Origin of the sequence: Bradyrhizobium sp. HKCCYLRH2047, assembly GCF_051168175.1 — a bacterium.
GTDB lineage: Bacteria > Pseudomonadota > Alphaproteobacteria > Rhizobiales > Xanthobacteraceae > Bradyrhizobium.
This window is the reverse complement of the sequence record NZ_JBNPUM010000009.1, coordinates 117,429-137,575: the sequence shown is the minus strand read 5'-3', so window position 1 is coordinate 137,575 and position 20,147 is coordinate 117,429. Positions and strand designations below refer to the sequence as shown.

General features: G+C 66.2%; 19 protein-coding genes. 7 read left to right on the top strand and 12 right to left on the bottom strand.

The genetic code is table 11. The features are described 5' to 3' along the window. Positions 1-96 precede the first annotated feature (96 nt). The 3 genes from ACQR1D_RS21990 to ACQR1D_RS21980 all read left to right on the top strand — a co-directional run bounded on the left by ACQR1D_RS21990 (position 97) and on the right by ACQR1D_RS21980 (position 5,414). Positions 97-1,293, top strand: coding sequence for an efflux RND transporter periplasmic adaptor subunit (locus ACQR1D_RS21990; protein WP_315804844.1), 1,197 nt, complete (start codon positions 97-99; stop codon positions 1,291-1,293). Between the two features lie 6 nt (positions 1,294-1,299). Next, the gene (locus ACQR1D_RS21985) at positions 1,300-4,455 is read left to right on the top strand and encodes a multidrug efflux RND transporter permease subunit (protein ID WP_315804774.1); all 3,156 of its coding nucleotides are present in this window, start codon (positions 1,300-1,302) and stop codon (positions 4,453-4,455) included. A gap of 368 nt (positions 4,456-4,823) precedes the next feature. Next, entirely contained in the window at positions 4,824-5,414 is a 591-nt protein-coding gene (locus ACQR1D_RS21980; RefSeq protein ID WP_434838604.1) for an outer membrane protein, read from the top strand. Positions 5,415-5,647: 233 nt separating this feature from the next. Here ACQR1D_RS21980 and ACQR1D_RS21975 read toward each other — a convergent pair whose 3' ends face one another. The 10 genes from ACQR1D_RS21975 to tkt all read right to left on the bottom strand — a co-directional run bounded on the left by ACQR1D_RS21975 (position 5,648) and on the right by tkt (position 16,085). Further along, positions 5,648-6,439, bottom strand: coding sequence for an inositol monophosphatase family protein (locus tag ACQR1D_RS21975; RefSeq protein ID WP_315804776.1), 792 nt, complete (start codon positions 6,437-6,439; stop codon positions 5,648-5,650). A 129-nt stretch (positions 6,440-6,568) separates the two neighbouring features. Then, a complete protein-coding gene (locus ACQR1D_RS21970) occupies positions 6,569-7,666 on the bottom strand; it encodes a tetratricopeptide repeat protein (RefSeq protein ID WP_316216505.1) in 1,098 nt (365 codons plus the stop codon). Between the two features lie 10 nt (positions 7,667-7,676). Further along, complete coding sequence (locus ACQR1D_RS21965; RefSeq protein ID WP_316216506.1) at positions 7,677-8,354, bottom strand: thiamine phosphate synthase; 678 nt, start codon at positions 8,352-8,354, stop codon at positions 7,677-7,679. Further along, entirely contained in the window at positions 8,354-9,376 is a 1,023-nt protein-coding gene (locus ACQR1D_RS21960) for a class I fructose-bisphosphate aldolase (RefSeq protein ID WP_434838605.1), read from the bottom strand. The genes ACQR1D_RS21965 and ACQR1D_RS21960 overlap by 1 nt, the downstream gene beginning before the upstream one ends. Before the next feature lie 442 nt (positions 9,377-9,818). Next, positions 9,819-10,886 (bottom strand): class II fructose-bisphosphate aldolase, encoded by a 1,068-nt coding sequence (gene fba / locus ACQR1D_RS21955; protein WP_316165769.1) that lies wholly within the window; start codon positions 10,884-10,886, stop codon positions 9,819-9,821. A gap of 193 nt (positions 10,887-11,079) precedes the next feature. Beyond that, positions 11,080-11,337, bottom strand: a complete 258-nt coding sequence (locus tag ACQR1D_RS21950; protein WP_434838606.1) for a hypothetical protein — start codon at positions 11,335-11,337, stop codon at positions 11,080-11,082. Positions 11,338-11,382: 45 nt separating this feature from the next. Then, a complete protein-coding gene (locus ACQR1D_RS21945) occupies positions 11,383-12,573 on the bottom strand; it encodes a phosphoglycerate kinase (RefSeq protein WP_434838607.1) in 1,191 nt (396 codons plus the stop codon). 27 nt (positions 12,574-12,600) lie between these two features. Next, positions 12,601-12,744, bottom strand: coding sequence for a hypothetical protein (locus tag ACQR1D_RS21940; RefSeq protein WP_316216507.1), 144 nt, complete (start codon positions 12,742-12,744; stop codon positions 12,601-12,603). Between the two features lie 103 nt (positions 12,745-12,847). Further along, the gene (gene gap / locus ACQR1D_RS21935; RefSeq protein WP_316238135.1) at positions 12,848-13,855 is read right to left on the bottom strand and encodes a type I glyceraldehyde-3-phosphate dehydrogenase; all 1,008 of its coding nucleotides are present in this window, start codon (positions 13,853-13,855) and stop codon (positions 12,848-12,850) included. Positions 13,856-14,099: 244 nt separating this feature from the next. Continuing rightward, the gene (gene tkt, locus ACQR1D_RS21930) at positions 14,100-16,085 is read right to left on the bottom strand and encodes a transketolase (protein WP_434838608.1); all 1,986 of its coding nucleotides are present in this window, start codon (positions 16,083-16,085) and stop codon (positions 14,100-14,102) included. A gap of 267 nt (positions 16,086-16,352) precedes the next feature. Here tkt and ACQR1D_RS21925 point away from each other — a divergent pair, with 267 nt between their 5' ends. The 3 genes from ACQR1D_RS21925 (at position 16,353) to ACQR1D_RS21915 (ending at position 17,891) form a co-directional block, all read left to right on the top strand. Further along, positions 16,353-16,703, top strand: a complete 351-nt coding sequence (locus ACQR1D_RS21925) for a DUF4164 domain-containing protein (protein WP_316177332.1) — start codon at positions 16,353-16,355, stop codon at positions 16,701-16,703. Then, complete coding sequence (locus tag ACQR1D_RS21920; protein WP_315804786.1) at positions 16,700-17,083, top strand: cell division protein ZapA; 384 nt, start codon at positions 16,700-16,702, stop codon at positions 17,081-17,083. The genes ACQR1D_RS21925 and ACQR1D_RS21920 overlap by 4 nt, the downstream gene beginning before the upstream one ends. Positions 17,084-17,243: 160 nt before the next feature. Then, entirely contained in the window at positions 17,244-17,891 is a 648-nt protein-coding gene (locus tag ACQR1D_RS21915) for a hypothetical protein (protein WP_434838609.1), read from the top strand. 90 nt (positions 17,892-17,981) lie between these two features. Here the strand turns inward: ACQR1D_RS21915 and ACQR1D_RS21910 are convergent, their stop codons facing one another. After that, on the bottom strand, positions 17,982-18,389 hold the full coding sequence (locus tag ACQR1D_RS21910; RefSeq protein ID WP_434838610.1) for an ester cyclase: 408 nt from the start codon (positions 18,387-18,389) through the stop codon (positions 17,982-17,984). Between the two features lie 64 nt (positions 18,390-18,453). Then, entirely contained in the window at positions 18,454-18,657 is a 204-nt protein-coding gene (locus ACQR1D_RS21905; protein ID WP_434838611.1) for a hypothetical protein, read from the bottom strand. A gap of 255 nt (positions 18,658-18,912) precedes the next feature. On the opposite strand from ACQR1D_RS21905, the gene ACQR1D_RS21900 reads away from it, so the two are divergent. After that, positions 18,913-20,139: a serine hydrolase domain-containing protein gene (locus ACQR1D_RS21900; RefSeq protein ID WP_434838672.1), complete on the top strand. Its 1,227-nt coding sequence runs from the start codon at positions 18,913-18,915 to the stop codon at positions 20,137-20,139. Positions 20,140-20,147: the final 8 nt, after the last annotated feature.

Below are 20,147 nucleotides of genomic sequence, written 5' to 3'. Positions count from 1 at the left end.
TTTCTATGTTGCACGCAAGGCGAGCGCCAGAATGGCGCCATGACTGGGTCATCCGGTCGACTGGTTTTCATCATCATCGAGGGGGCTCCTCCACTCATGTCTCGTTTTCGCGCGTCGCTGGTCAGCAGTGCATTGATGCTCGCGGCCGCCGCGCCGCTGCTGGCCGGCTGCAACGACCCCATCCAGGCTCAGGCCTCCGCCAATGAGCAGATCGTCATCCCCGAGGTCGGCATCGTGACCGTCGAGCAGAAGGCGCGCGCGATCGTGCGCGAGCTGCCCGGCCGCATCGCGCCGACCCGCGTCTCCGACGTGCGCCCGCGCGTCTCGGGCATCGTCGTCGAGCGGCTGTTCCGTCAGGGCAGCGAGGTCAAGGCGGGTGATCCGCTCTATCGGATCGATCCGCGACCCTTCGAGGTCGAGATCCTGTCGAGCCGTGCGGCGCTGGCCAAGGCCGAAGCGGTGCATGAGCGCGCCGTGCAGCAGGCGAACCGCATCGCGCAGCTGTTCAAGGAGCGCGCGGCGCCAGCCGTCGAGAACGAGAAGGCGATCTCGTCGGAACGTGAGGCTGCGGCCGATATCGAGGCCCGCAAGGCCGATCTCGCGCGCGCCCAGCTCAATCTCGACTACGCGACCGTGCGCGCGCCGATCGACGGTATCGTCGGTGCGGCCCAGGTGAGCGAAGGCGCCATCGCGGTCCAGAACGAGACCTCGCTGGTCACGATCCAGCAGCTCGACCCGATCTATGCCGACTTCACCCAGTCTGTGAGCGAGCTGAACCGCCTGCGCCGCGCGTTCGAGTCCGGCGATCTCGACCAGATCTCGCCCGACGCGATCAAGGTCCGTCTCGTGCTCGACGACGGCACGCCGTACTCGATCCCGGGCAAGCTGCTGTTCTCCGACGCCAAGGTCGATGCCGCCACTGGTCAGGTCACCCTGCGCGGCGAGTTCGCCAATCCGAAGCGCGAGCTGCTGCCGGGCATGTATGTCCGCGTCCGCATCGAGCAGGGCATTGACAGCGACTCCGTCGGCGTGCCGCAGCAGGCGGTGCAGCGCAATGCGGCCGGCGGCTCCGAGGTCTACGTCATCCGCGACGACAACCGCGCGATCGCGAGGCCGATCCGCACCGGTCCGATCCAAGATGGCCTGGTGCTGATCACCGACGGCCTGCGCGCCGGCGACAAGGTCGTGGTCGACGGCTTCCAGAAGTTTGCCGCCGGCGACAGGGTCGCGCCGCAGGTCTGGACCGAGGTCAGCGCCGCGACGCAGCTCGAATCGAAGTCGACGTCGCGGTAAGTCGCCATGCCGAGCTTCTTCATCGACAGGCCGATCTTCGCCTGGGTGGTCGCGCTGTTCATCTGCCTGATCGGCGCGATCGCGATCCCGCTGCTGGCGGTGGCGCAATATCCGATCATCGCGCCGCCCTCGATCTCGATCTCGACCAGCTATCCCGGCGCGTCGCCCGAGAACCTCTACAACAGCGTGACGCGGCTGATCGAGGAGGAGCTCAACGGCGCCTCCGGCATCCTCAATTTCGAATCCACCAGCGACTCGCTCGGCCAGGTCGAGATCACCGCCAACTTCGTGCCGGGCACGTCGACCAACGATGCCTCGGTCGAGGTGCAGAACCGCCTCAAGCGTGTCGAGGCGCGGCTGCCGCGCGCCGTCATCCAGCAGGGCATCCTGGTCGAGGAAGCCTCCGCCGCGGTGCTGCAAATCATCACCCTGCAGTCGACCGACGGCAGCCTCGACGAGGTCGGCCTCGGCGACTTCATGATCCGCAACGTGCTCGGCGAAATCCGGCGCATCCCCGGCGTCGGCCGTGCCACGCTGTATTCGACCGAGCGCTCGCTGCGCGTCTGGCTCGATCCGGCCAAGCTGATCGGCTACGGTCTGACCGCCGACGACGTCACCAAGGCGATCGGCGCCCAGAACGCGCAGGTCGCCTCCGGCAGCATCGGCGCCGAGCCCGCGACGACCTCGCAGCGCACCTCGGCGCTGGTGCTGGTCAAGGGCCAGCTCGATTCACCCGACGAGTTCAGCGCGATCATCCTGCGCGCCAACCCCGACGGCTCGACGGTGCGGCTGCGCGACGTCGCGCGCGTCGAGATCGGCGGCCTCAGCTATCAGTTCAACACCCGCCTCAACGGCAAGCCGACCGCCGGTCTCTCGGTGCTGCTGTCGCCGACCGGCAATGCGCTGGCGACCGCTGGTGCGGTCGAGGCCAAGATGAAGGAGCTGTCGCGCTTCTTCCCCTCCAACATCACCTATGAGATTCCCTACGACATCACGCCGGTGGTGAAGGCCTCGATCAAGCGGGTGCTGATGACCCTGGTCGAAGCCGTCGTGCTGGTGTTCGTGGTGATGTTCCTGTTCCTGCAGAACATCCGCTACACCATCATTCCGACCATCGTGGTGCCCGTGGCGCTGCTCGGCACCTGCGCCACCTTGATGCTGGTCGGCTACTCCATCAACATGCTGACGATGTTCGGCATGGTGCTCGCGGTCGGCATCCTCGTCGACGACGCCATCGTCGTGGTCGAGAACGTCGAGCGCATCATGACCGAGGAGGGGCTGTCGCCGAAGGAGGCGACGCGCAAGGCGATGGGCCAGATCACCGGCGCGATCATCGGCATCACGCTGGTGCTGATGGCGGTGTTCGTGCCGATGGCGTTCTTCCCCGGCTCGGTCGGCATCATCTACCGGCAGTTCTCGGTTACCATGGTGGCGGCGATCGGCTTCTCGGCGCTGCTGGCGCTGTCGCTGACGCCGGCGCTGTGCGCGACCCTGCTCAAGCCGGTCACGGCCGGTCACGGTCACGCGAAGAAGGGCCTGTTCGGCTGGTTCAACCGCTTCATGGACAACAGCCGCAACCGCTACACCGGCGTGGTCGGCGGCGCGCTGAAGCGCACCGGCCGGCTGATGCTGATCTATGCGATCTTCCTGGTCGGGCTGACCTTCGCCTTCATCCAGTTGCCCGGCGGCTTCCTGCCGGTCGACGACCAGGGCTTCATCACGACGGACGTGCAGACGCCGGCGGACTCGTCCTACGCGCGGACGCAGGCCGCGGTGGAGGCGGTCGAGAAGTATCTCGCCAAGCGCGCGGGCATCGAGGACGTCACCTTCCTGACCGGCTTCAGCTATGCCGGCCAGGGCGTCAACACCGCCCAGGCCTTCATCTCGCTGAAGGACTGGTCGGAGCGCGGCAAGCATGACAGCGCCGCGGCGCTGGTCGCCGACATCAACCGCGATCTCGCCGGCTTGCGCGACGCCAAGATCACCGCGCTGCAGCCGCCGCCGATCGACAATCTCGGCAACTCCTCCGGCTTCAGCTTCCGCCTGCAGGACCGCGGCCAGAAGGGCTATGCCGCGCTGACCGCGGCCGCCGACCAGCTGATCGCCGAGGCCAATGCCAGCCAGGTGCTGCAGAAGGTCTTCATCGAAGGCCTGCCGCAGGGTCCCCAGGTCAATCTGATGATCGACCGCGAGAAGGCCGGCGCCTTCGGCGTCACCTTCGAGGACATCAACAACACGATCTCGACCAATCTCGGCTCTACCTACGTCAACGACTTCCCGAACCGCGGCCGCATGCAGCGCGTCGTGGTGCAGGCCGACCGCATCAGCCGCATGAACGCGGACGACATCCTCAACTACAGCGTCAAGAACGCCAAGGGACAATTGGTGCCGTTCTCGTCGTTCGCGACCATCCAATGGGCCAAGGGACCGACCCAGATCGCCGGCTTCAACTACTATCCGGCGATCCGCATCTCCGGCGAGGCCAAGCCGGGCTACACCTCGGGCGATGCGCTCAAGGAGATGGAGCGGCTCGCTGGCAAGTTGCCGCGCGGCTTCGGCTATGAATGGACCGGACAGTCGCTGCAGGAGAAGCTGTCGGGCTCGCAGGCGCCGCTGCTGCTCGGCCTGTCGGCGCTGGTCGTGTTCCTGTGTCTGGCCGCGCTGTACGAGAGCTGGACGATTCCGCTCGCGGTGCTGCTGACGGTGCCGCTCGGCATCCTCGGCGCCGTCGTCGCCGCCAATCTGCGCGGCCTGTCGAACGACGTGTACTTCACGGTGGCGCTGATCACCATCATCGGCCTCGCCGCAAAGGACGCGATCCTGATCATCGAGTTCGCCAAGGATCTGCGCGCCCACGGCAAGCCGCTGGTCGCGGCGACGATCGAGGCCTGCTCCTTGCGTTTCCGCCCGATCATCATGACCGGCCTCGCCTTCGTCTGCGGCGTGCTGCCGATGTCGATGGCGACGGGCGCCGGCGGCGCCAGCCAGCAGGCGCTCGGCACCAACGTGATGGGCGGCATGATCGCGGTGGTGATCCTGGCGCTGCTGATGGTGCCGGTGTTCTTCGTCTCGGTGCAGCGCGTGCTCGCGGGCGATCGGGAGAAGACGGAGCCCGCGGCGGGGCGCGAGGTGTACGGGCCGCCGGCGCCGGCGAAGCCGTAGGCGATCGAATTACCTCGCTCGATCAAGCGAGCCGCAATCTCGCCAAGCCGTCGGTGCGCTCCCCTCCCCCTTGCGGGGAGGGGTTGGGGGTGGGGGTCCACCAGTCCCGCTCAATGTGATGAAATCTACTCCCATCCACGACGCGGCTCATTTGCTTGAGCGAGAAACGCAAGCCGCTTGCTCATTCGTGGGCGCCCGAAGATATGTTCCCTTATCGGCGTTCGGAGTTCGCGGACCCCCACCCCCGACCCCTCCCCGCAAGGGGGAGGGGAGAGCACCGCCGGCGCTGGGACATGATGCTGCAATCCCCGCGACTGGAGTTTCTTGGTCCGTCCGTGTATGCTGCGACGACACGTGACGGGTACGGCATGTCGATGGTCTCTCGCAAATCTGTTCTCGCGTTGGTGTTCGCTGCTCTCGGCGCCTCAGCCGCCCACGCCCAATCCGGTCCCGTCAAATATTGGCTGCCGGGCTGGCCGGTCGGCTTCAGCGACTCCGGCAGTCTCGAGTCTTACGGCGACTACCCAAGCTTCACGGGCAGCGGCAGGGACAGCGGCTTCTTCGCGCGGAGCTACAGCGTGACGAACAATTGGGCGGCGCTGTCGGGCGTCGGCCTGAGCTCGAACCTCGTCAACCGTTACGGCGGGCTCGGGTCGTACACGACCGAGGGCGCGCAATACGGCTACACCTTCAAGAGCGGCGTCAGCTTCTATGGCGGCTTCGAGACGCTGAAATACAATCCCGGCCTCGGTGGCCCGTTCGCGACGTTCGACGGGCGATCGACCTCGACGCCGGCCTACGCGATCAATGGCGGCGTCGAGTTCAAGCCGACCTCCAATGTCAGCCTGTCGCTCGGCTTCAGCTATGCCGGGCAGTCGTCCGATCGCGTCGACAGCGACATCAACTCCCCGGTCCTGCCCGGCGCGACGCCGCAGGCGTTTACCAGCGGGCGGCGGTAACAGGCGCGGCCAGCCTCGCCCTCGGTGCCGTCCCGGACGAGCGCGCGGCAGGCGCGCGCTGATCCGGGACCCATAACCCCAGGGAGACGTGTGAGGCATTCTGGTCGACCCATCTTGCTCGATCAAAACGGCCGGTGGCTATGGGTCCCGGCTCAAGGCCGGGACGACACCGCATGTGAGGCGAGCGGTTTGGCAAACCGTAAGAAGGCGGCCGGTGGCCGCGCAGAATCAAGCTACGCCGCCGCTTTCAGCACCTTCACCAGCTCGCGGTGGATGACCTCGTTGCCGCACACCACGTGCCCGGTCGCCAGCGCGTCCTCCTTGCCGTCGATGCCGGACACGGTGCCGCCGGCCTCGCGCACCAGGATCATACCGGCGGCGATGTCCCAGGGCTGCAGGTCGCGCTCCCAATAGGCGTCGAAACGGCCGGCGGCGACGAAGGCGAGGTCGAGCGAGGCGGCGCCGAAGCGGCGGAGCCCTGCGACCTTGACCTGCAGCGAGGTCATCTCGCGCAGGAACAGCTGGTGATCGCCGCGGCCGATATGCGGCAGGCCGCAGGCGATGACGCATTCATGCAGCTGTTTGCGCGCGGCGACGCGCAGCCGCTGGTCGTTGAGGAACGCGCCCTTGCCGCGCTCGGCGATGTAGAGCTCGTCATTGGCGGGATTGTAGATCACGCCGGCGATCACGGTGTCCTCGCGCTGCAGCGCGATCGAGATCGCGAATTGCGGGATGCCGTGCAGGAAGTTGGTGGTGCCGTCGAGCGGGTCGACGATCCAGGTGTGCGACTTGTCGCTGCCTTCGCGCTTGCCGCCCTCCTCGCCGAGGAAGCCGTAGCCGGGCCGGGCCTTGGAGAGATCCTCGTACAGCATCTCCTCGGCCTTCTTGTCGGCGCGGGAGACGAAATTGGCCGGCCCCTTCAGCGACACCTGCAGGTGCTCGATCTCGCCGAGATCGCGCTTGAGGTTGCGGCCGGCGCGGCGCGCGGCCTTGACCATGACGTTGATGAGGGCGGAATGGATCATGAGCTCGATGCGCTGGGCTGACCGCACCTCGCGGTGCGCGCCTTCCCCGGAAGCGGACGAAGGCGGGTGAAATGGCTGGCTGTGGGTGCCCTGCCGGGGCGGCCGCGTCAAGGCCGGATCAGCGGCCGATCACTTGATGGTGCCCAGCCAGTGCTTGGCGGCCTGTTCGCCCTTGGCGCGGTCTTCGGGGGGCATGTCGGCGAATTTCTCGTCGAGCTTGGGATCGCCCTTGCCGGCGGTCTTGGCCACCAGGTGCCATTTGTAGGCCTCGACCTTGTCCATCGGGGTGGCGATTCCATACAGCAGCACCCACGCCAGCCGGTTCTGGGCGACCGGGCTGTTCTGCCGCGCGGCCCGGCGCAGCAGCGCGATGGCCGCGGGCTGGTCCTTCGGCACGCCGGTGCCGTTGAACAGCGCGATGGCGTATTCGACCTCGGCGTCGATATTGTCGGCGATCGCGGCCGCCTTCAGCAATTGCGCGGCCTTTTCGAGGTCTTTCGGCACGCCGGTTCCTTCCTTGTAGAAGGTCGCCAGCGCGTATTGCGCCTCGGCATTGCCGGCATCCGCAGCCAGGCGCAGCAGCTCGGCCGAGCGCCTGAGGTCCTGCGGCAAGGTCTGGCCGTCGAGATAGAGCAGCGCGAGATTGTAGGCCGCCTTGGGCTCGCCGAGCTTGGCGGCGGAGGCCAGCAGCTTGACCGCCTCGAGCTTGTCGACAGGGCCGCCGCGCCCGGCCAGCCGCATCATCGCCAGCGCGAACATCGCCTCGCGGTCGCCGGCCTCGGCGGCCCGCTTGTACCAGATCGCCGCCTTTTCGTAATCGCGGCGGATGCCCTGGGCGTTTTCGTAGAGCTGGCCGAGCATCGCCATGGCCTTGGGATCGCCGGCCTGCGCCCGCGGCGTGGCGAGATCGAACGCGGTCTTGTACTGGCCGCGCTGATAGGCGCCGTAGACCAGGTCGACATTGGGATCATTGGTGGCGGGCGGTGGCGTCGCGGCCGGCGCTGGAGCGGCCGGCTTGGCCGACGGGGCGGGGGCCGGCTTCTTTGCCGCGGACGTTGCCGGCGGCTTGGCCTTCTCGGCCGCCTTCTCCGCCGGCCGTTCGACCGGCTTGGGCTTTTCCGCCGGGGCCGGCTGCAGGGCCGGCGGCGTCAACGAGATCTGCGCGCGTGCGCCCGGCATCGCCATGGCGAGCGCAGCAACGACACATGTCAGGCGCAGGATCGTCATCGGCCGCCGTTCAGCTCTGTCCTGGCGCGTCGGCTGGCGCGGCCGTATGGGCGCTGCGGATCGCGGTGCTGATCTCAGCAAGCGCCGCGGCCGGGCCGCGGGCGTCGTTCCAGACGAGGTCGTCGACCAGCACGAAATCGGCTCCCGCCGCGACGAAGTCCGCGGCCTCCTTGAGCGAGATCGCATAGCCGACGCAGGGCGGCTCGAACAGCTCCGCCCACCAGGCGAGGCGCTCGTTGACGGCATCCGGCGAGGGCCGCCGTCCCTGCGCATCGCGCTCGCCGAACAGCACATAGTCGGCGCCGAGCTCGCCGGCGCGCATCGAATCATGGCGTGTGGACAGGCCGCCGCAGCCGGCGATGCGGTCCGGCTTCAGGCCGGGCAGCGCCTCCTCCAGCGCGGCGATGCCGGTCAGGTGCGCGCCATCGGCGCCGGCGCGGGCGACGATGTCGGGATGGCCGTCGATCAGCAGCGCTGCGCCGGCGCCCTGGATCGCCGGCGCCAGCGTCTTGACCATCGTGATCATGCTGCGCGGATCGCTGTCCTTCAGCCGCACCAGCACCGCAGCGATGTCGGCGCTGGCGAGGATCTCGGGCAGGCCGGCGGCCAGCGCCGCCGCATCGGTCACGACCGGCGTTGCCAGATAGAGGCGCGGCGCGGGCCGCGCGGATGTCGTCTTGCCGGACACTAGGCGGCCTCTTTCTCGAGCGCTGCGGTCCACTGGCCGCGGCTGGCAAGCGCGTTCATGCGGGCGCGGTGGGTGAAGGCGCGCTGGCCGGCGGGGATGTTCGCCGCCCTGCCTGCCCATGCCTGCTGCGGAGCCGCCTGCAGCGCGCGGCCGTAGGAGAAGGTCAGCTTCCAGGGCAGCGGTCCGAGCCGGTTCATCGCGTCGAGATGCGCGGTCGCGCTCTCGTCGGATTGTCCGCCGGACAGGAAGGCGATGCCGGGCACCGCCGCAGGCACGCATTCCTTCAACAGTTGGACGGTCCTTTCGGCGACCTCCTGCACCCCGGCCTGGTCCGGCGACTGCTTGCCCGCGACCGCCATGTTGGGCTTCAGGATCATGCCTTCCAACGCGACGCGCTGGATGCGCAATTCACCAAACACCTCGTTCAGCACGCGGCGCGTGACGTCGAAGCAGCGACCGATGTCATGATCGCCGTCCATCAGCACCTCCGGTTCGACAATCGGCACGATGTTCGCTGCCTGGCACAGGGCGGCATAGCGGCCGAGCGCATGCGCGTTGACATGGATCGCTGTCATCGAAGGGATGTTGTCCTTGTCGATATCGATCACGGCCCGCCATTTGGCGAAGCGCGCACCCAGCGCGTAGTACGTCGCCAGCCGATCCGCAAGCCTGTCGAGGCCGACCGTGACCCGCTCGCCGGGGCAGCCGGACAGCGGCTGTGTTCCCTCATCGACCTTGATGCCGGGAATGGCGCCGGCCGCTTCGATCAGCTTCACCAGCGGGGTGCCGTCGGCGGCATGCTGCCGGATGGTTTCGTCATAGAGGATGACGCCGGAGATGAACGACATGCCCTCGCTGCGAAACAGCATCTCGCGATAGTCGCGGCGGTTCTGTTCGGTCGATTCGACCTTGATGGCATCGAAGCGCTTCTTGATCGTCCCGGTGGATTCATCGGCGGCGAGGATGCCCTTGCCCGGTGCAACCATGGCAAGGGCCGTGGTGTTCAGTGCGGAGAGATTCATGCTTGGCTCCAGACGCACCTGCCCTGCCCATCAAAATAGACGGTTCTCGGGCGGATGCCGAGCAAACATTGGCCGCCGGTGAGGCGGACTCTCGAAGAGGTGAAGGGGAGGTTGCTGATGAATGGATCTCTCACCTCGGTGTCGGTCGGCTCCCCTCCCCCTTGCGGGGCGGGGGTGAGGGTCCGCGGGCGCTGAATTCAATTCGGGGCGCCTGATCTTCCAAGATTCAACTAATAGAGATGCGCAGTATGGCAGCCGGACACGCTCTCGCACCGAGCAAGGCTCCCTGCTGCGGACGCTCGTGAGAGCCGGGCCCGCCGACACGCCCTATCGAGTCGCCCACTCACAGCGTGACTCGGAGACCCCCACCCCCGACCCCTCCCCGCAAGGGGGAGGGGAGCACACCGAGTTCGGGGCGAAGGTCAAACTACACGACGAACGCTCACGCCACCTTCGGAGCCAGCTCGCCCTTGGCGTAGCGCTTGGCCATCTCGGCCGTGGTCAGCACGCGCTTGATCTTGGAGGCCTGGCCGGCGGTGTTGAACTCCTGCAGGCGCTGCTTGCAGAGCTTGGCCATCGCCTCCATCGCCGGCTTCAGGTACTTGCGCGGATCGAACTCCTCCGGGTGCTCCGACAGAACTTTCCGGATCTGGCCGGTCATCGCCATGCGGTTGTCGGTGTCGATGTTGATCTTGCGCACGCCGTTCTTGATGCCGCGCTGGATCTCGCTGACCGGCACGCCCCAGGTCGGCTTCATCTTGCCGCCATAGGCGTTGATGATCTCCTGCAGGTCCTGCGGCACCGAGGACGAGCCGTGCATCACGAGATGCGTGTTCGGCAGCTTGCGGTGGATCTCCTCGATCACGTTCATGGCGAGGATATCGCCATCGGGCTTGCGCGTGAACTTGTAGGCGCCGTGAGACGTTCCCATCGCGATCGCGAGCGCGTCGACCTGGGTCTCACGCACGAACTTCACGGCCTCGTCCGGATTGGTCAGCAGCTGATCGTGCGACAGCTTGCCCTCGGCGCCGTGGCCGTCCTCCTTGTCGCCCATGCCGGTCTCGAGCGAGCCGAGCACGCCGAGCTCGCCCTCGACCGAGATGCCGCCGAGATGCGCCATGGTGGCGACCGTCTTGGTGACGCCGACATTGTAGTCCCAGTCAGCCGGAGTCTTGCCGTCGGCCTTCAGCGAGCCGTCCATCATCACCGAGGTGAAGCCGGACTGGATCGCAGTCATGCAGGTGTCGGGACCGTTGCCATGATCGAGATGCACGCACACCGGAATGTGGGGATAGATCTCGGTGACCGCGTCCATCATGTGCTTGAGCATGACGTCGTTGGCGTAGGAGCGGGCGCCGCGCGAGGCCTGGATGATGACGGGCGCGTCGACCGCATTGGCCGCCTCCATGATCGCCAGCGCCTGCTCCATGTTGTTGATGTTGAAGGCCGGGACGCCGTAGTCATTTTCCGCCGCGTGGTCGAGCAATTGACGCAACGTGATACGAGCCATGGCTGGAACTCCCTGATTAAGAATTGGACCGTGCGGCAGGATGCGCACGCGTCGAAACTGCTGCACCGTGCATAACGCGGTGGTCGGGAGATTCCAAGGGTTGCGGGCGACGCAGGTGACGGGACGGCAGCTGTCAGCTGCCATCGAGGTTAGCCGCCGAAGCCATTGCAACGGACAGCTCAGCGGAGCTGGCTCAGGTCTTCCTGGCTTCGAGAGCCGCGATGCGCTCCTCGACCGCGCTGACGCGCTCATCGAAGTCACCGGCGGCCGCTCGCATCATGACGAGCATGCCTGCGGAGTCGCGGCGCTGCTTGCGGATCAGAGTTTCCATCCGCTCGTGTTCGGCCCGGTTGTCCTGCCTGAACTGTCCGACCTCCATCCGGAGTGCTGAAATGCTCTCCTGGATTTTGATCAGGATCGAGTGCACGGCGTCTGCCGGGGTGTCGGTCATGAATGGAACATAACAGAAACATCCATGACCGACAAGCTCCGAATATCAGGCCTTCAGCACCTCGACGCCCGGCAGCGGCTTGCCCTCCATCCACTCCAGGAACGCGCCGCCCGCGGTCGAGACGTAGCTGAAATCGCCGGCCACGCCGGCCTGGTTGAGCGCCGCGACGGTATCGCCGCCGCCGGCCACCGAGATCAGCTTCTTGGCCTTGGTGCGCTCGGCTGCGTGCTTGGCGGCGACCATGGTGCCGCGGTCGAACGGGTTCAGCTCGAAGGCACCGAGCGGGCCGTTCCACACCAAGGTCGCGGCATCATCGATCGCGGCGTGGATGCGCGCGGTCGATTGCGGGCCGACGTCGAGGATCATGCTGTCCGGCGGGATCGCGTCGAGGCCGTAGGCGAAGGACGGCGAATTGGCCGCGAAGTGATAGGACACAGTGGCGTCCACCGGCAGGATGATGGCGCAGTTCGAGGCTTCCGCCTTGTCCATGATCCTGAGAGCAGTCGCCGCCAGATCCTTCTCGGCCAAGGACTTGCCGATCTGCACGCCCTGGGCATGCAGGAAGGTGTTGGCCATGCCGCCGCCGATCACCAGCGCATCGACCTTGGTGACGAGGTTTTCCAAGAGGTCGATCTTGGTCGAGACCTTGGCGCCGCCGACGATCGCGATCACCGGCTTGGCCGGGCGGCCCAGCGCCTTGTCGAGCGCGTCGAGCTCGGCCTGCATGGTGCGGCCGGCATAGGCCGGCAGCTTGTGGCCGAGGCCCTCGGTCGAGGCATGGGCGCGGTGCGCGGCGGAGAAGGCGTCGTTGACCCAGATGTCGCCGAGCTTGGCGAGCTCGGCCACGAAGGCCGGATCGTTCTTCTCTTCCTCTTTGTGGAAGCGCGTGTTCTCCAGGCACAGCACGTCGCCGTCCTTCATCGCGGCGATGGCGGTCGCCGCCGGCTCGCCGATGCAGTCGTCGGCAAAGGCGACCGGGCGCTTGATCACTTGCGAGAGCGCGGCGGCGACCGGCTTCAGCGAGTCCTTGGCGTCGCGGCCCTTCGGCCGGCCGAAATGCGCGAGCAGGATGACCTTGCCGCCCTTGGTGGCGAGCTCATTGATGGTCGGCGCGACGCGCTCCAGGCGCGTGGCGTCGGTGACGTGGCCATTCTCCATGGGGACGTTGAGATCGACGCGCAGCAGCACGCGCTTGCTCTTGGGATCGACGTCGTCGAGGGTGCGGAATTGTTTCATTGGAGCCACCGTAAAACGAGGGACTAATCAGTGGTGATTATATCCGTCGGTGTTTTCCGGCGGATGGCCTTCCTGCTTCGTCGTCACCCGCATGCCTTGGCGGAAGCCATAGGCAATCAAGCCAATCAGCAGCAGCGCCCCGGGGATTCCGAGCCAATTAGGAAGGGTCATGGCGCTTCCTCAGCCGTCATTCCGGAGCGGTCCGAGGACCGCAGCCGGAATCTCGAGATTCCGGGGTCGATGCGGCGCATCGTCCCGGAATGACTGAAGAGAGTTACAGCAGCTTGCCCATCGCGACGGCGGTGTCGGCCATGCGATTGGAGAAGCCCCACTCGTTGTCGTACCAGGACATCACGCGCACGAGGTTGCCGTTCATGACCTTGGTCTGGTCCATGTGGAACGTCGACGAGTGCGGGTCGTGGTTGAAGTCGATCGAGACGTTGGGCGAATTGGTGTAACCGAGCACGCCCTTGAGCTCCTGCTCGGCGGCGCGCTTGATCGCCTCGTTGATCTCCTTCGGCTCGGTGTTGCGCTTGGCGACGATCTTGAGATCGACCACCGAGACATTCGGCGTCGGCACGCGGATCGCGACGCCGTCGAGCTTGCCCTTCAGCTCCGGCAGCACCAGGCCGATCGCCTTGGCCGCACCGGTCGAGGTCGGGATCATCGACATCGCCGCCGCGCGGCCGCGATAGAGATCCTTGTGCATGGTGTCGAGCGTCGGCTGGTCGCCGGTGTAGGCGTGGATCGTGGTCATGAAGCCGGTCTCGATGCCGACCGTATCGTTCAGCACCTTGGCGACCGGCGCCAGGCAGTTGGTGGTGCAGGAGCCGTTGGAGACGACCAGATGATCCTTGGTCAGCGTGGTGTGGTTGACGCCGTAGACGATGGTGGCGTCGGCGCCGTCGGCCGGGGCCGAGACCAGCACGCGCTTGGCGCCGGCGGTCAGGTGCGCGGAGGCCTTGTCCTTGGAGGTGAAGATGCCGGTGCATTCCAGCGCGATGTCCACGCCGAGATCCTTCCACGGCAGCTTCGACGGATCACGCTCGGCGGTGACCTTGATCTTGCCCTGGCCGATATCGATCGTGTCGCCGTCGACGGTCACGGTGTGCGGGAAGCGGCCATGCACGCTGTCGAAGCGCAGCAGGTGGGCGTTGGTCTCGACCGGGCCGAGATCGTTGATGCCGACCACCACGATGTCCTTGCGGCCCGATTCCGCGATGGCGCGCAGAACGTTGCGGCCGATGCGGCCAAACCCGTTGATCCCGACCCGGACTGCCATTTTCGTCTCCTTCAATGACGTTTATCGTTCAATGACGTTTCTCGTCCCTCGTAGCCGGCCCCTGGCAAGGGCTCTACGAGGGTTTGGACCTGTTGACGCCCGGTTCTGCCGGGCGGGAGCGGACGATATGGCCCTTTCGTAGTCCTTTTTTTGCGCTCGCTCAACCGTCGCGAATCAGGGATCCGCCAGCGCGGCTGTCCGGTCGCTCAGACGTGATGGACGGCCGCGCGGGGGACCGAAGGCCTTACGCCAGCCGCTGTACGGCGGCCTCGACAGCCGCCTCGGCGGTGATGCCGAAATGCTTGTAGAGCTCCTTGGCCGGGCCGCTCTCGCCGAACGAATGCATGCCGATGAAGATGCCATCCTGGCCGATGACCGCGTCCCAGCCCCAGCGCACCGCGGCCTCGATGGCGATCTTGACCGGCGCCTTGCCGATGATCGCGGCCCGGGTCTCGGCCGGCTGCTCCAGCAGCAGCTCGAGCGACGGCACCGAGACGACGCGGGCTGGGATGCCACGCTCGGCGAGCTGCTTCTGCGCGGCGACCGCGATCTCGACCTCCGAGCCGGTGGCGAACAGCGACACCTTGGCTTCGCCTTGCGCCGCGACCAGCTCATAGCCGCCGCGGCCGCAGGGATTGTCAGCCGGCGCGGACGTGCGCAGTTGCGGCAGGTTCTGCCGCGTCAGCGCCAGCACGGTCGGGCCGTTGGTGCGGTTCAGCGCCAGCTCCCAGCACTCGGCGGTCTCGACCGCGTCGGCCGGGCGGAAGACGCGCATGTTGGGCATCGCGCGCAGCGCGGCGAGATGCTCGACCGGCTGATGCGTCGGGCCGTCCTCGCCGAGGCCGATGGAGTCGTGAGTCAGCACGTAGACGACGCCGGCGCCCATCAGCGCCGACAGGCGCATTGCGCCGCGCGCGTAGTCCGAGAACACCAGGAAGGTGGCGCCGTTCGGCGCGAAGCCGCCATGCAGGAAGATGCCGTTCATGCATGCCGCCATGCCGTGCTCGCGGATGCCGTAATGGATGAAGCGGCCCTTCGGCGTCTTGGCCGAGAACGAGGTCGCGGACTTCGCCTTGTTGTTGTTGGAGCCGGTGAGGTCGGCGGAGCCCGCCACGAACTCGAACGGCATCGCCGCGGCGATCACCTCGATCGCGGCCTCGGAGGACTTGCGGGTGGCGACGTTGAGCGGGGTCTCCAGCAGCGCCTTCTTGTGGTCCTTCAGCGCCTTCGCCAGCGCCGCCGGGCGCTCGTGGCGCAGCCGGCGCTCGAACTCGGCGCGCTTGCGCGGCCCCATCTCGCCGAGGCGCGTCTCCCACTCCGTGCGCGCAGCCGCGCCGCGGCGGCCGGCTTCGCGCCAGGCGGCGAGCACGTCGTCGGGCACCGAGAACGGCTCCAAGGAGATGCCGAGCTTCTCCTTGGCGCCCTTCAGCTCTTCTGCTCCCAGCGCCTCGCCATGCACCTTGGAGGTGCCGGCCTTGGTCGGCGCGCCATAGCCGATCGTGGTCTTGCAGGCGATCAGCGACGGCTTCGACGACTTCTGCGCCCGCGCGATCGCAGCGGCAATCGCCTCCGGGTCATGGCCGTCGATCAGCTCGGCGGCCCAGCCGCATGCCTTGAAGCGCTTCACCTGGTCGACCGAATCGGCGATCGACAGCGGGCCGTCGATCGAGATGCCGTTGTCGTCCCACAGCACGATCAGCTTGTTGAGCTTCCAGTGCCCGGCCATCGCGATCGCTTCCTGGGAGATGCCCTCCATCAGGTCGCCGTCGGAGGCCAGCACATAGGTGTGATGGTCGACGATCTTCTTGCCGTATTCCGCCTGCAGCATCTTCTCGGCCAGCGCCATGCCGACCGCGGTGGAGATGCCCTGGCCGAGCGGGCCGGTGGTGGTCTCGATGCCCTTGGTGCGGAAATTCTCGGGATGGCCGGGGGTGAGCGAATCGACCTGGCGGAAGCGCTTGATCTGGTCGAGCGTCATCTCCTCGTTGCCGGTCAGATACAGCAGGGCGTAGAGCAGCATCGAGCCGTGGCCGGCCGAGAGCACGAAGCGGTCTCGGTCCGGCCAGGCGGGCGCTGCGGCATCGAATTTCAGCACGCGGGTGAACAGCACGGTGGCGACGTCGGCGGCGCCCATCGGCAGGCCGGGATGGCCCGATTTCGCCTTTTCGACGGCATCCATTGCGAGCGCGCGGATGGCGTTGGCCATGCGGGAATGATCGACCTGCGTCATGCTGGAATCCGTCCAAACGTGAAATGCTGATGAGGGGATGCCGCCGGTATTGCTGGCGGGCCGGGATTTTGCGGGCTGATTAGCACCTCGGTTCCGGGAATCAAAGGCAATGCAACGTCCCGGACGTCCCAAAAGTTGCTTAGTAGTGCATAGTTTCGGCCGAGCGTTGCGCTCGGCTCGCCCAGCACGTAAGATTTTGCCCGTAACCGCTTGCCGGACAGCGCTTTTGTCGCGTCCCGCTTGCTCCGAGGGCCTCGCATCCGTGCCATGAACGATCACCCTGCCAATCTTGCCGGCCAGGTGGAACCCGGCGCCGCCGATCTCGAGGCGGCGACGCGGCGACTCATGACGGCTCTCGACGCGCTGGAGAGCGCCGTCGAGCGGCGGCGTGAGGCGGATCGTGACGAGGACGAGCTGGCGACGCGGATCCAGGCGCTCGGCGCCGACCGCTCGCGTCTCGCCGACGAGCTCGACGGCTCCCTGATGAAGACGCGCCGGCTCGAGCGCACCAATCGCGAGATCGCCGAACGTCTGGACACCGCGATCGGCACCATCCGCGCGGTGCTCGCTGGCGGCGACGGGCAGGACGCCGCTGAAGACGATGAGGACGAGGAATGAGCCACATCAACGTCACCATCAACGGCCGCCAATACCGCATGGCCTGCGAGGAGGGCCAGGAGCTCAGGCTTCTCAAGCTCGCGGAGAGTCTGGAATCGCGCATCACCAATCTGCGCGGCAAGTTCGGCGAGATCGGCGACGCCCGGCTCACCGTGATGGCGGCGCTCACCGTGTGCGATGAGCTGATCGACGCCAACCAGCGCGTGCAGATGCTGGAGCAGGAGCTCGAAGGCCTGCGCAACGTCCGCAACCAGGCGAGCGACCGCGCCCGCGCCACGCAAGTCGCGGTGGCCAAGGCGCTGAACGCCGCCGCCGAGCGCATCGAGCGCACCACGCAGGTGCTCAACCGCACCATCGGCGGCGGGGTGGCGATCGGCTAGGGGTATCTCCGGGCCGGCATGAGCGCGAACGGCCGCTGAGGGCGGCGTTGTCAACGCAGATGGCCTTTGGCTTTAGTCTTGGCCGCAGCTCTTCTCCGCAGCTTCGACTTCCGTATTGCTATCAGGATTCTCCTCATCCGTCCCTGGTCTGGCGACAAGGTTGGAGCAGCTTGAAGTTGTTATTTGTTCCGTTGTACATTTTGTTGGTTGGGTGTTTTTTTATTTTGGGAGGACTCCAGTGAAATGCCTTTTGAGCGTTTTGGTCGCGGTCGTCTTCGGCGCCTCCGCAGCATGTGCACAATCGCAAGCGGTGTATCGCTATGACATCGGCGTGATAGACAACTCCATCAAGTGCGAGCTCGGTCAGGTGGCTAAGCTATTAGCCCGCTCAAGTCCTGTGCCGCCGGCTGTTCGCATGGTTGCCGCGATCAATGTGAGTGGTGAAGACGTTGTTTCTCGAAAAGTTTCCGGTGGAATCGACTTTTTTGGGAAGTTCGGCGGCGGGTATGAGAAGAAGGCCGGACGTAAGCGGGGTATGGAAGGCGTCCGCAATATCCATGTCGACAACAGTGTCAACTGTCGGAAAAGAAACATCGTCGATGTAGGTGTACTGTCTTGCTTCCAAGAGCAGGCGCCAGCGTTCGTCGCAGGACAGACGATCACGTGCAACGATAGTTCTACCGCCACATCGAATGTGAATGCTGGAGGAAAGTTCCAAATATTTGTCGTCGGGGCCGAAGTCTCGGGTGAACTTGCTAACACGCGAACTTGGACGATTGATCTTGTAGCTCCGCCACGACCGAAGTAGCAATCAACAATCTGTCGCGCGTCGGGCCTGCATTGCTTTCGGCTTCGACCGGTGTGCTGGCCCGCATCTGTCATCATCATTCCGGGTGCTTCAACGCCTGGAATGATGATGCCACAGCTGCGACTCGATCGCGGTCTTGTCGATGACCGACCAAACTTCAGCGATCCTCCGGTCGCGAAACTCGTAGAACACGTTCTCCGCAAAAGCGACGCGCCGGCCGTTCACGGGCAGCCCGAGAAATTCGCCTGTCGGCGTGCAGTCGAAGTCCAGCCGGCTCGCGACGCGCGGCGGCTCGGACAGCAGCAGGCCGATGTTGAAGCGAAGATCGGGAATGTCGGCGAAGTTGCCGATCAGCATGTCGCGATAGCCGTCGAGCCCGATCTGCCTGCCGTTGTGGACGACATGCTCGTGCACGAAATCGCCGAGCACCGGCCACGCCTGCGCATTCAGGCACCCGATGTAGGCGCGATAATGATTGGCGAGCTCGGGTCCGGTCATGGCGCTGGGTCCGTTCGAACGAGAGCAGGCAACCTCTCGCAAGGGCAACGGTTCCGACCAGAAATCAAAGACCTTCCAAGATCAGCGCGAGGGTCTCCAACGGCAATGCAGCAGCCACTGCGCCGATGACCAGACCGACGACGCCGAGGACGACGGCACCGATCCAGCCCCCCGAATGAAAGCCGACGGTTGCACCGACGACGGCTCCCGTCGCAAGCGTACAAATGGCCCAGAGCGTATGAAGGATGACTCCGATCGTCCTCAGCATGCGTGACCTCGCGCATCCGCGATCTCGCCCGTCCCCTTTGGATTTGTCTGTCCATCCACCCGTTGTGCGGCAGCGAACACGATCACATCGTCGCGATGCGGTCGTGTTGCGAGCGCTTGTCGTTCGCTGCGTGCTGCCCTACTGCTTGCACGGGCGGACTTGTCGAATCCCGCGGAGAAAAAGCGGGATCATCCGCACGTCAGGGAGTTGCACTTGAACAAGCTGATCCTCACGGCCGTTGCCACAGCCTTCACCATGATCGCCACGCAGCTCGCGGCCGCGCCCCTGCCGGAGGCCAGGCCCGACGAGGTCGGCTTCTCGCAGGCGGGTCTTGCCCGCATGGATGACTTTTTCGCTCGCGAGATCGCGGCCAAGCGCGTCCCCGGCGCGGTGGTGGCGATCGCGCGTGACGGCAAGCTCGTGCACTACAAGGCCTACGGCCAGCTCGATCCGGTGAAGGGCGCGCCGATGCCGCTCGACGCGATCTTCGCCCTGGCCTCGATGACCAAGCCGATGACCGCGGTGGCGGGGCTGACGCTGATGGAGCAGGGCCGGCTGCCGTTGCAGGCCAGGCTCGCCGACTACTATCCCGCCTTCGCCGACATGAAGGTCGGCGTTACCCAGGAGAACGGCGCGCTGCTGCTGGTGCCGCAGGCCCGCCCGATCCTGATCCACGATCTCTACCGCCACACTTCGGGCCTGATGTATGGCGGCCGGCCGGACAGCTCGAGCCCGGTGGCGCGGCTCTATCCCGACGGCACCGCGCCCGCGACCGAGGGCGACACCCAGGCCTTCATCGAGCGCATCACCAAGCTGCCGCTGGCGCACCAGCCCGGCACGCAGTTCGAATACGGCTTCTCCATCGACGTGCTCGGCGCGGTGATCGAGAAGGTCAGCGAGCAGCGGCTCGGCGAATATCTTTCAGCCAATGTCTGGAAGCCGCTCGGCATGGTTGACGCGACCTTCGCGCCGACCGACGCACAACGCCCGCGGCTGGCGCATCCGTTTCCGAACAATCCGCTGACCGGCAAGCCGCAGGCGATCAAGCTGCTGGATACGTCGACGAAGTCGGACTGCGGCGGCGCCTGCTCCTTCGCCACCATCGGCGACTACGTCCGCTTCGGCCAGATGCTGCTCAATGGCGGCGAGCTCGATGGCGCGCGCATCCTGAGTCCGAAGACGGTGCACCACATGACCTCCAACCATCTCGGGCCCGAGATCAAGAACACCGTCGCCAATGTCGAGCCGCATCGCGCCGGCTTCAGCTTCGGGCTCGGCGTCGCGGTGCGCGTCAGCGAGGGCCTGTCGGCGGTGCCCGGCAATCCCGGCGAGTTCAGCTGGAACGGCGCCTATGGCACCCAGTTCTTCTGCGATCCGAAGGAGCGCCTCGTCGTCGTGGTCGGCACCGCGGCGCCCGGCGACCTGCGCAAATATTATCGCGAGCAGGTGCAGGACATCGTCTACGGCGCGATGGTGAGGTAAGATAGCGC

What these genes read in the sequence shown, in the direction of transcription:
- ACQR1D_RS21990 (WP_315804844.1), top strand. Translation starts at nt 97, where the DNA reads ATGTCTCGTTTTCGCGCGTCGCTGGTCAGCAGTGCATTGATGCTCGCG.
- ACQR1D_RS21985 (WP_315804774.1), top strand. Translation starts at nt 1,300, where the DNA reads ATGCCGAGCTTCTTCATCGACAGGCCGATCTTCGCCTGGGTGGTCGCG.
- ACQR1D_RS21980 (WP_434838604.1), top strand. Translation starts at nt 4,824, where the DNA reads ATGTCGATGGTCTCTCGCAAATCTGTTCTCGCGTTGGTGTTCGCTGCT.
- ACQR1D_RS21975 (WP_315804776.1), bottom strand. Translation starts at nt 6,439, where the DNA reads ATGATCCATTCCGCCCTCATCAACGTCATGGTCAAGGCCGCGCGCCGC.
- ACQR1D_RS21970 (WP_316216505.1), bottom strand. Translation starts at nt 7,666, where the DNA reads ATGACGATCCTGCGCCTGACATGTGTCGTTGCTGCGCTCGCCATGGCG.
- ACQR1D_RS21960 (WP_434838605.1), bottom strand. Translation starts at nt 9,376, where the DNA reads ATGAATCTCTCCGCACTGAACACCACGGCCCTTGCCATGGTTGCACCG.
- fba (WP_316165769.1), bottom strand. Translation starts at nt 10,886, where the DNA reads ATGGCTCGTATCACGTTGCGTCAATTGCTCGACCACGCGGCGGAAAAT.
- ACQR1D_RS21950 (WP_434838606.1), bottom strand. Translation starts at nt 11,337, where the DNA reads ATGACCGACACCCCGGCAGACGCCGTGCACTCGATCCTGATCAAAATC.
- ACQR1D_RS21945 (WP_434838607.1), bottom strand. Translation starts at nt 12,573, where the DNA reads ATGAAACAATTCCGCACCCTCGACGACGTCGATCCCAAGAGCAAGCGC.
- ACQR1D_RS21940 (WP_316216507.1), bottom strand. Translation starts at nt 12,744, where the DNA reads ATGACCCTTCCTAATTGGCTCGGAATCCCCGGGGCGCTGCTGCTGATT.
- gap (WP_316238135.1), bottom strand. Translation starts at nt 13,855, where the DNA reads ATGGCAGTCCGGGTCGGGATCAACGGGTTTGGCCGCATCGGCCGCAAC.
- tkt (WP_434838608.1), bottom strand. Translation starts at nt 16,085, where the DNA reads ATGACGCAGGTCGATCATTCCCGCATGGCCAACGCCATCCGCGCGCTC.
- ACQR1D_RS21925 (WP_316177332.1), top strand. Translation starts at nt 16,353, where the DNA reads ATGAACGATCACCCTGCCAATCTTGCCGGCCAGGTGGAACCCGGCGCC.
- ACQR1D_RS21920 (WP_315804786.1), top strand. Translation starts at nt 16,700, where the DNA reads ATGAGCCACATCAACGTCACCATCAACGGCCGCCAATACCGCATGGCC.
- ACQR1D_RS21910 (WP_434838610.1), bottom strand. Translation starts at nt 18,389, where the DNA reads ATGACCGGACCCGAGCTCGCCAATCATTATCGCGCCTACATCGGGTGC.
- ACQR1D_RS21905 (WP_434838611.1), bottom strand. Translation starts at nt 18,657, where the DNA reads ATGCTGAGGACGATCGGAGTCATCCTTCATACGCTCTGGGCCATTTGT.
- ACQR1D_RS21900 (WP_434838672.1), top strand. Translation starts at nt 18,913, where the DNA reads ATGATCGCCACGCAGCTCGCGGCCGCGCCCCTGCCGGAGGCCAGGCCC.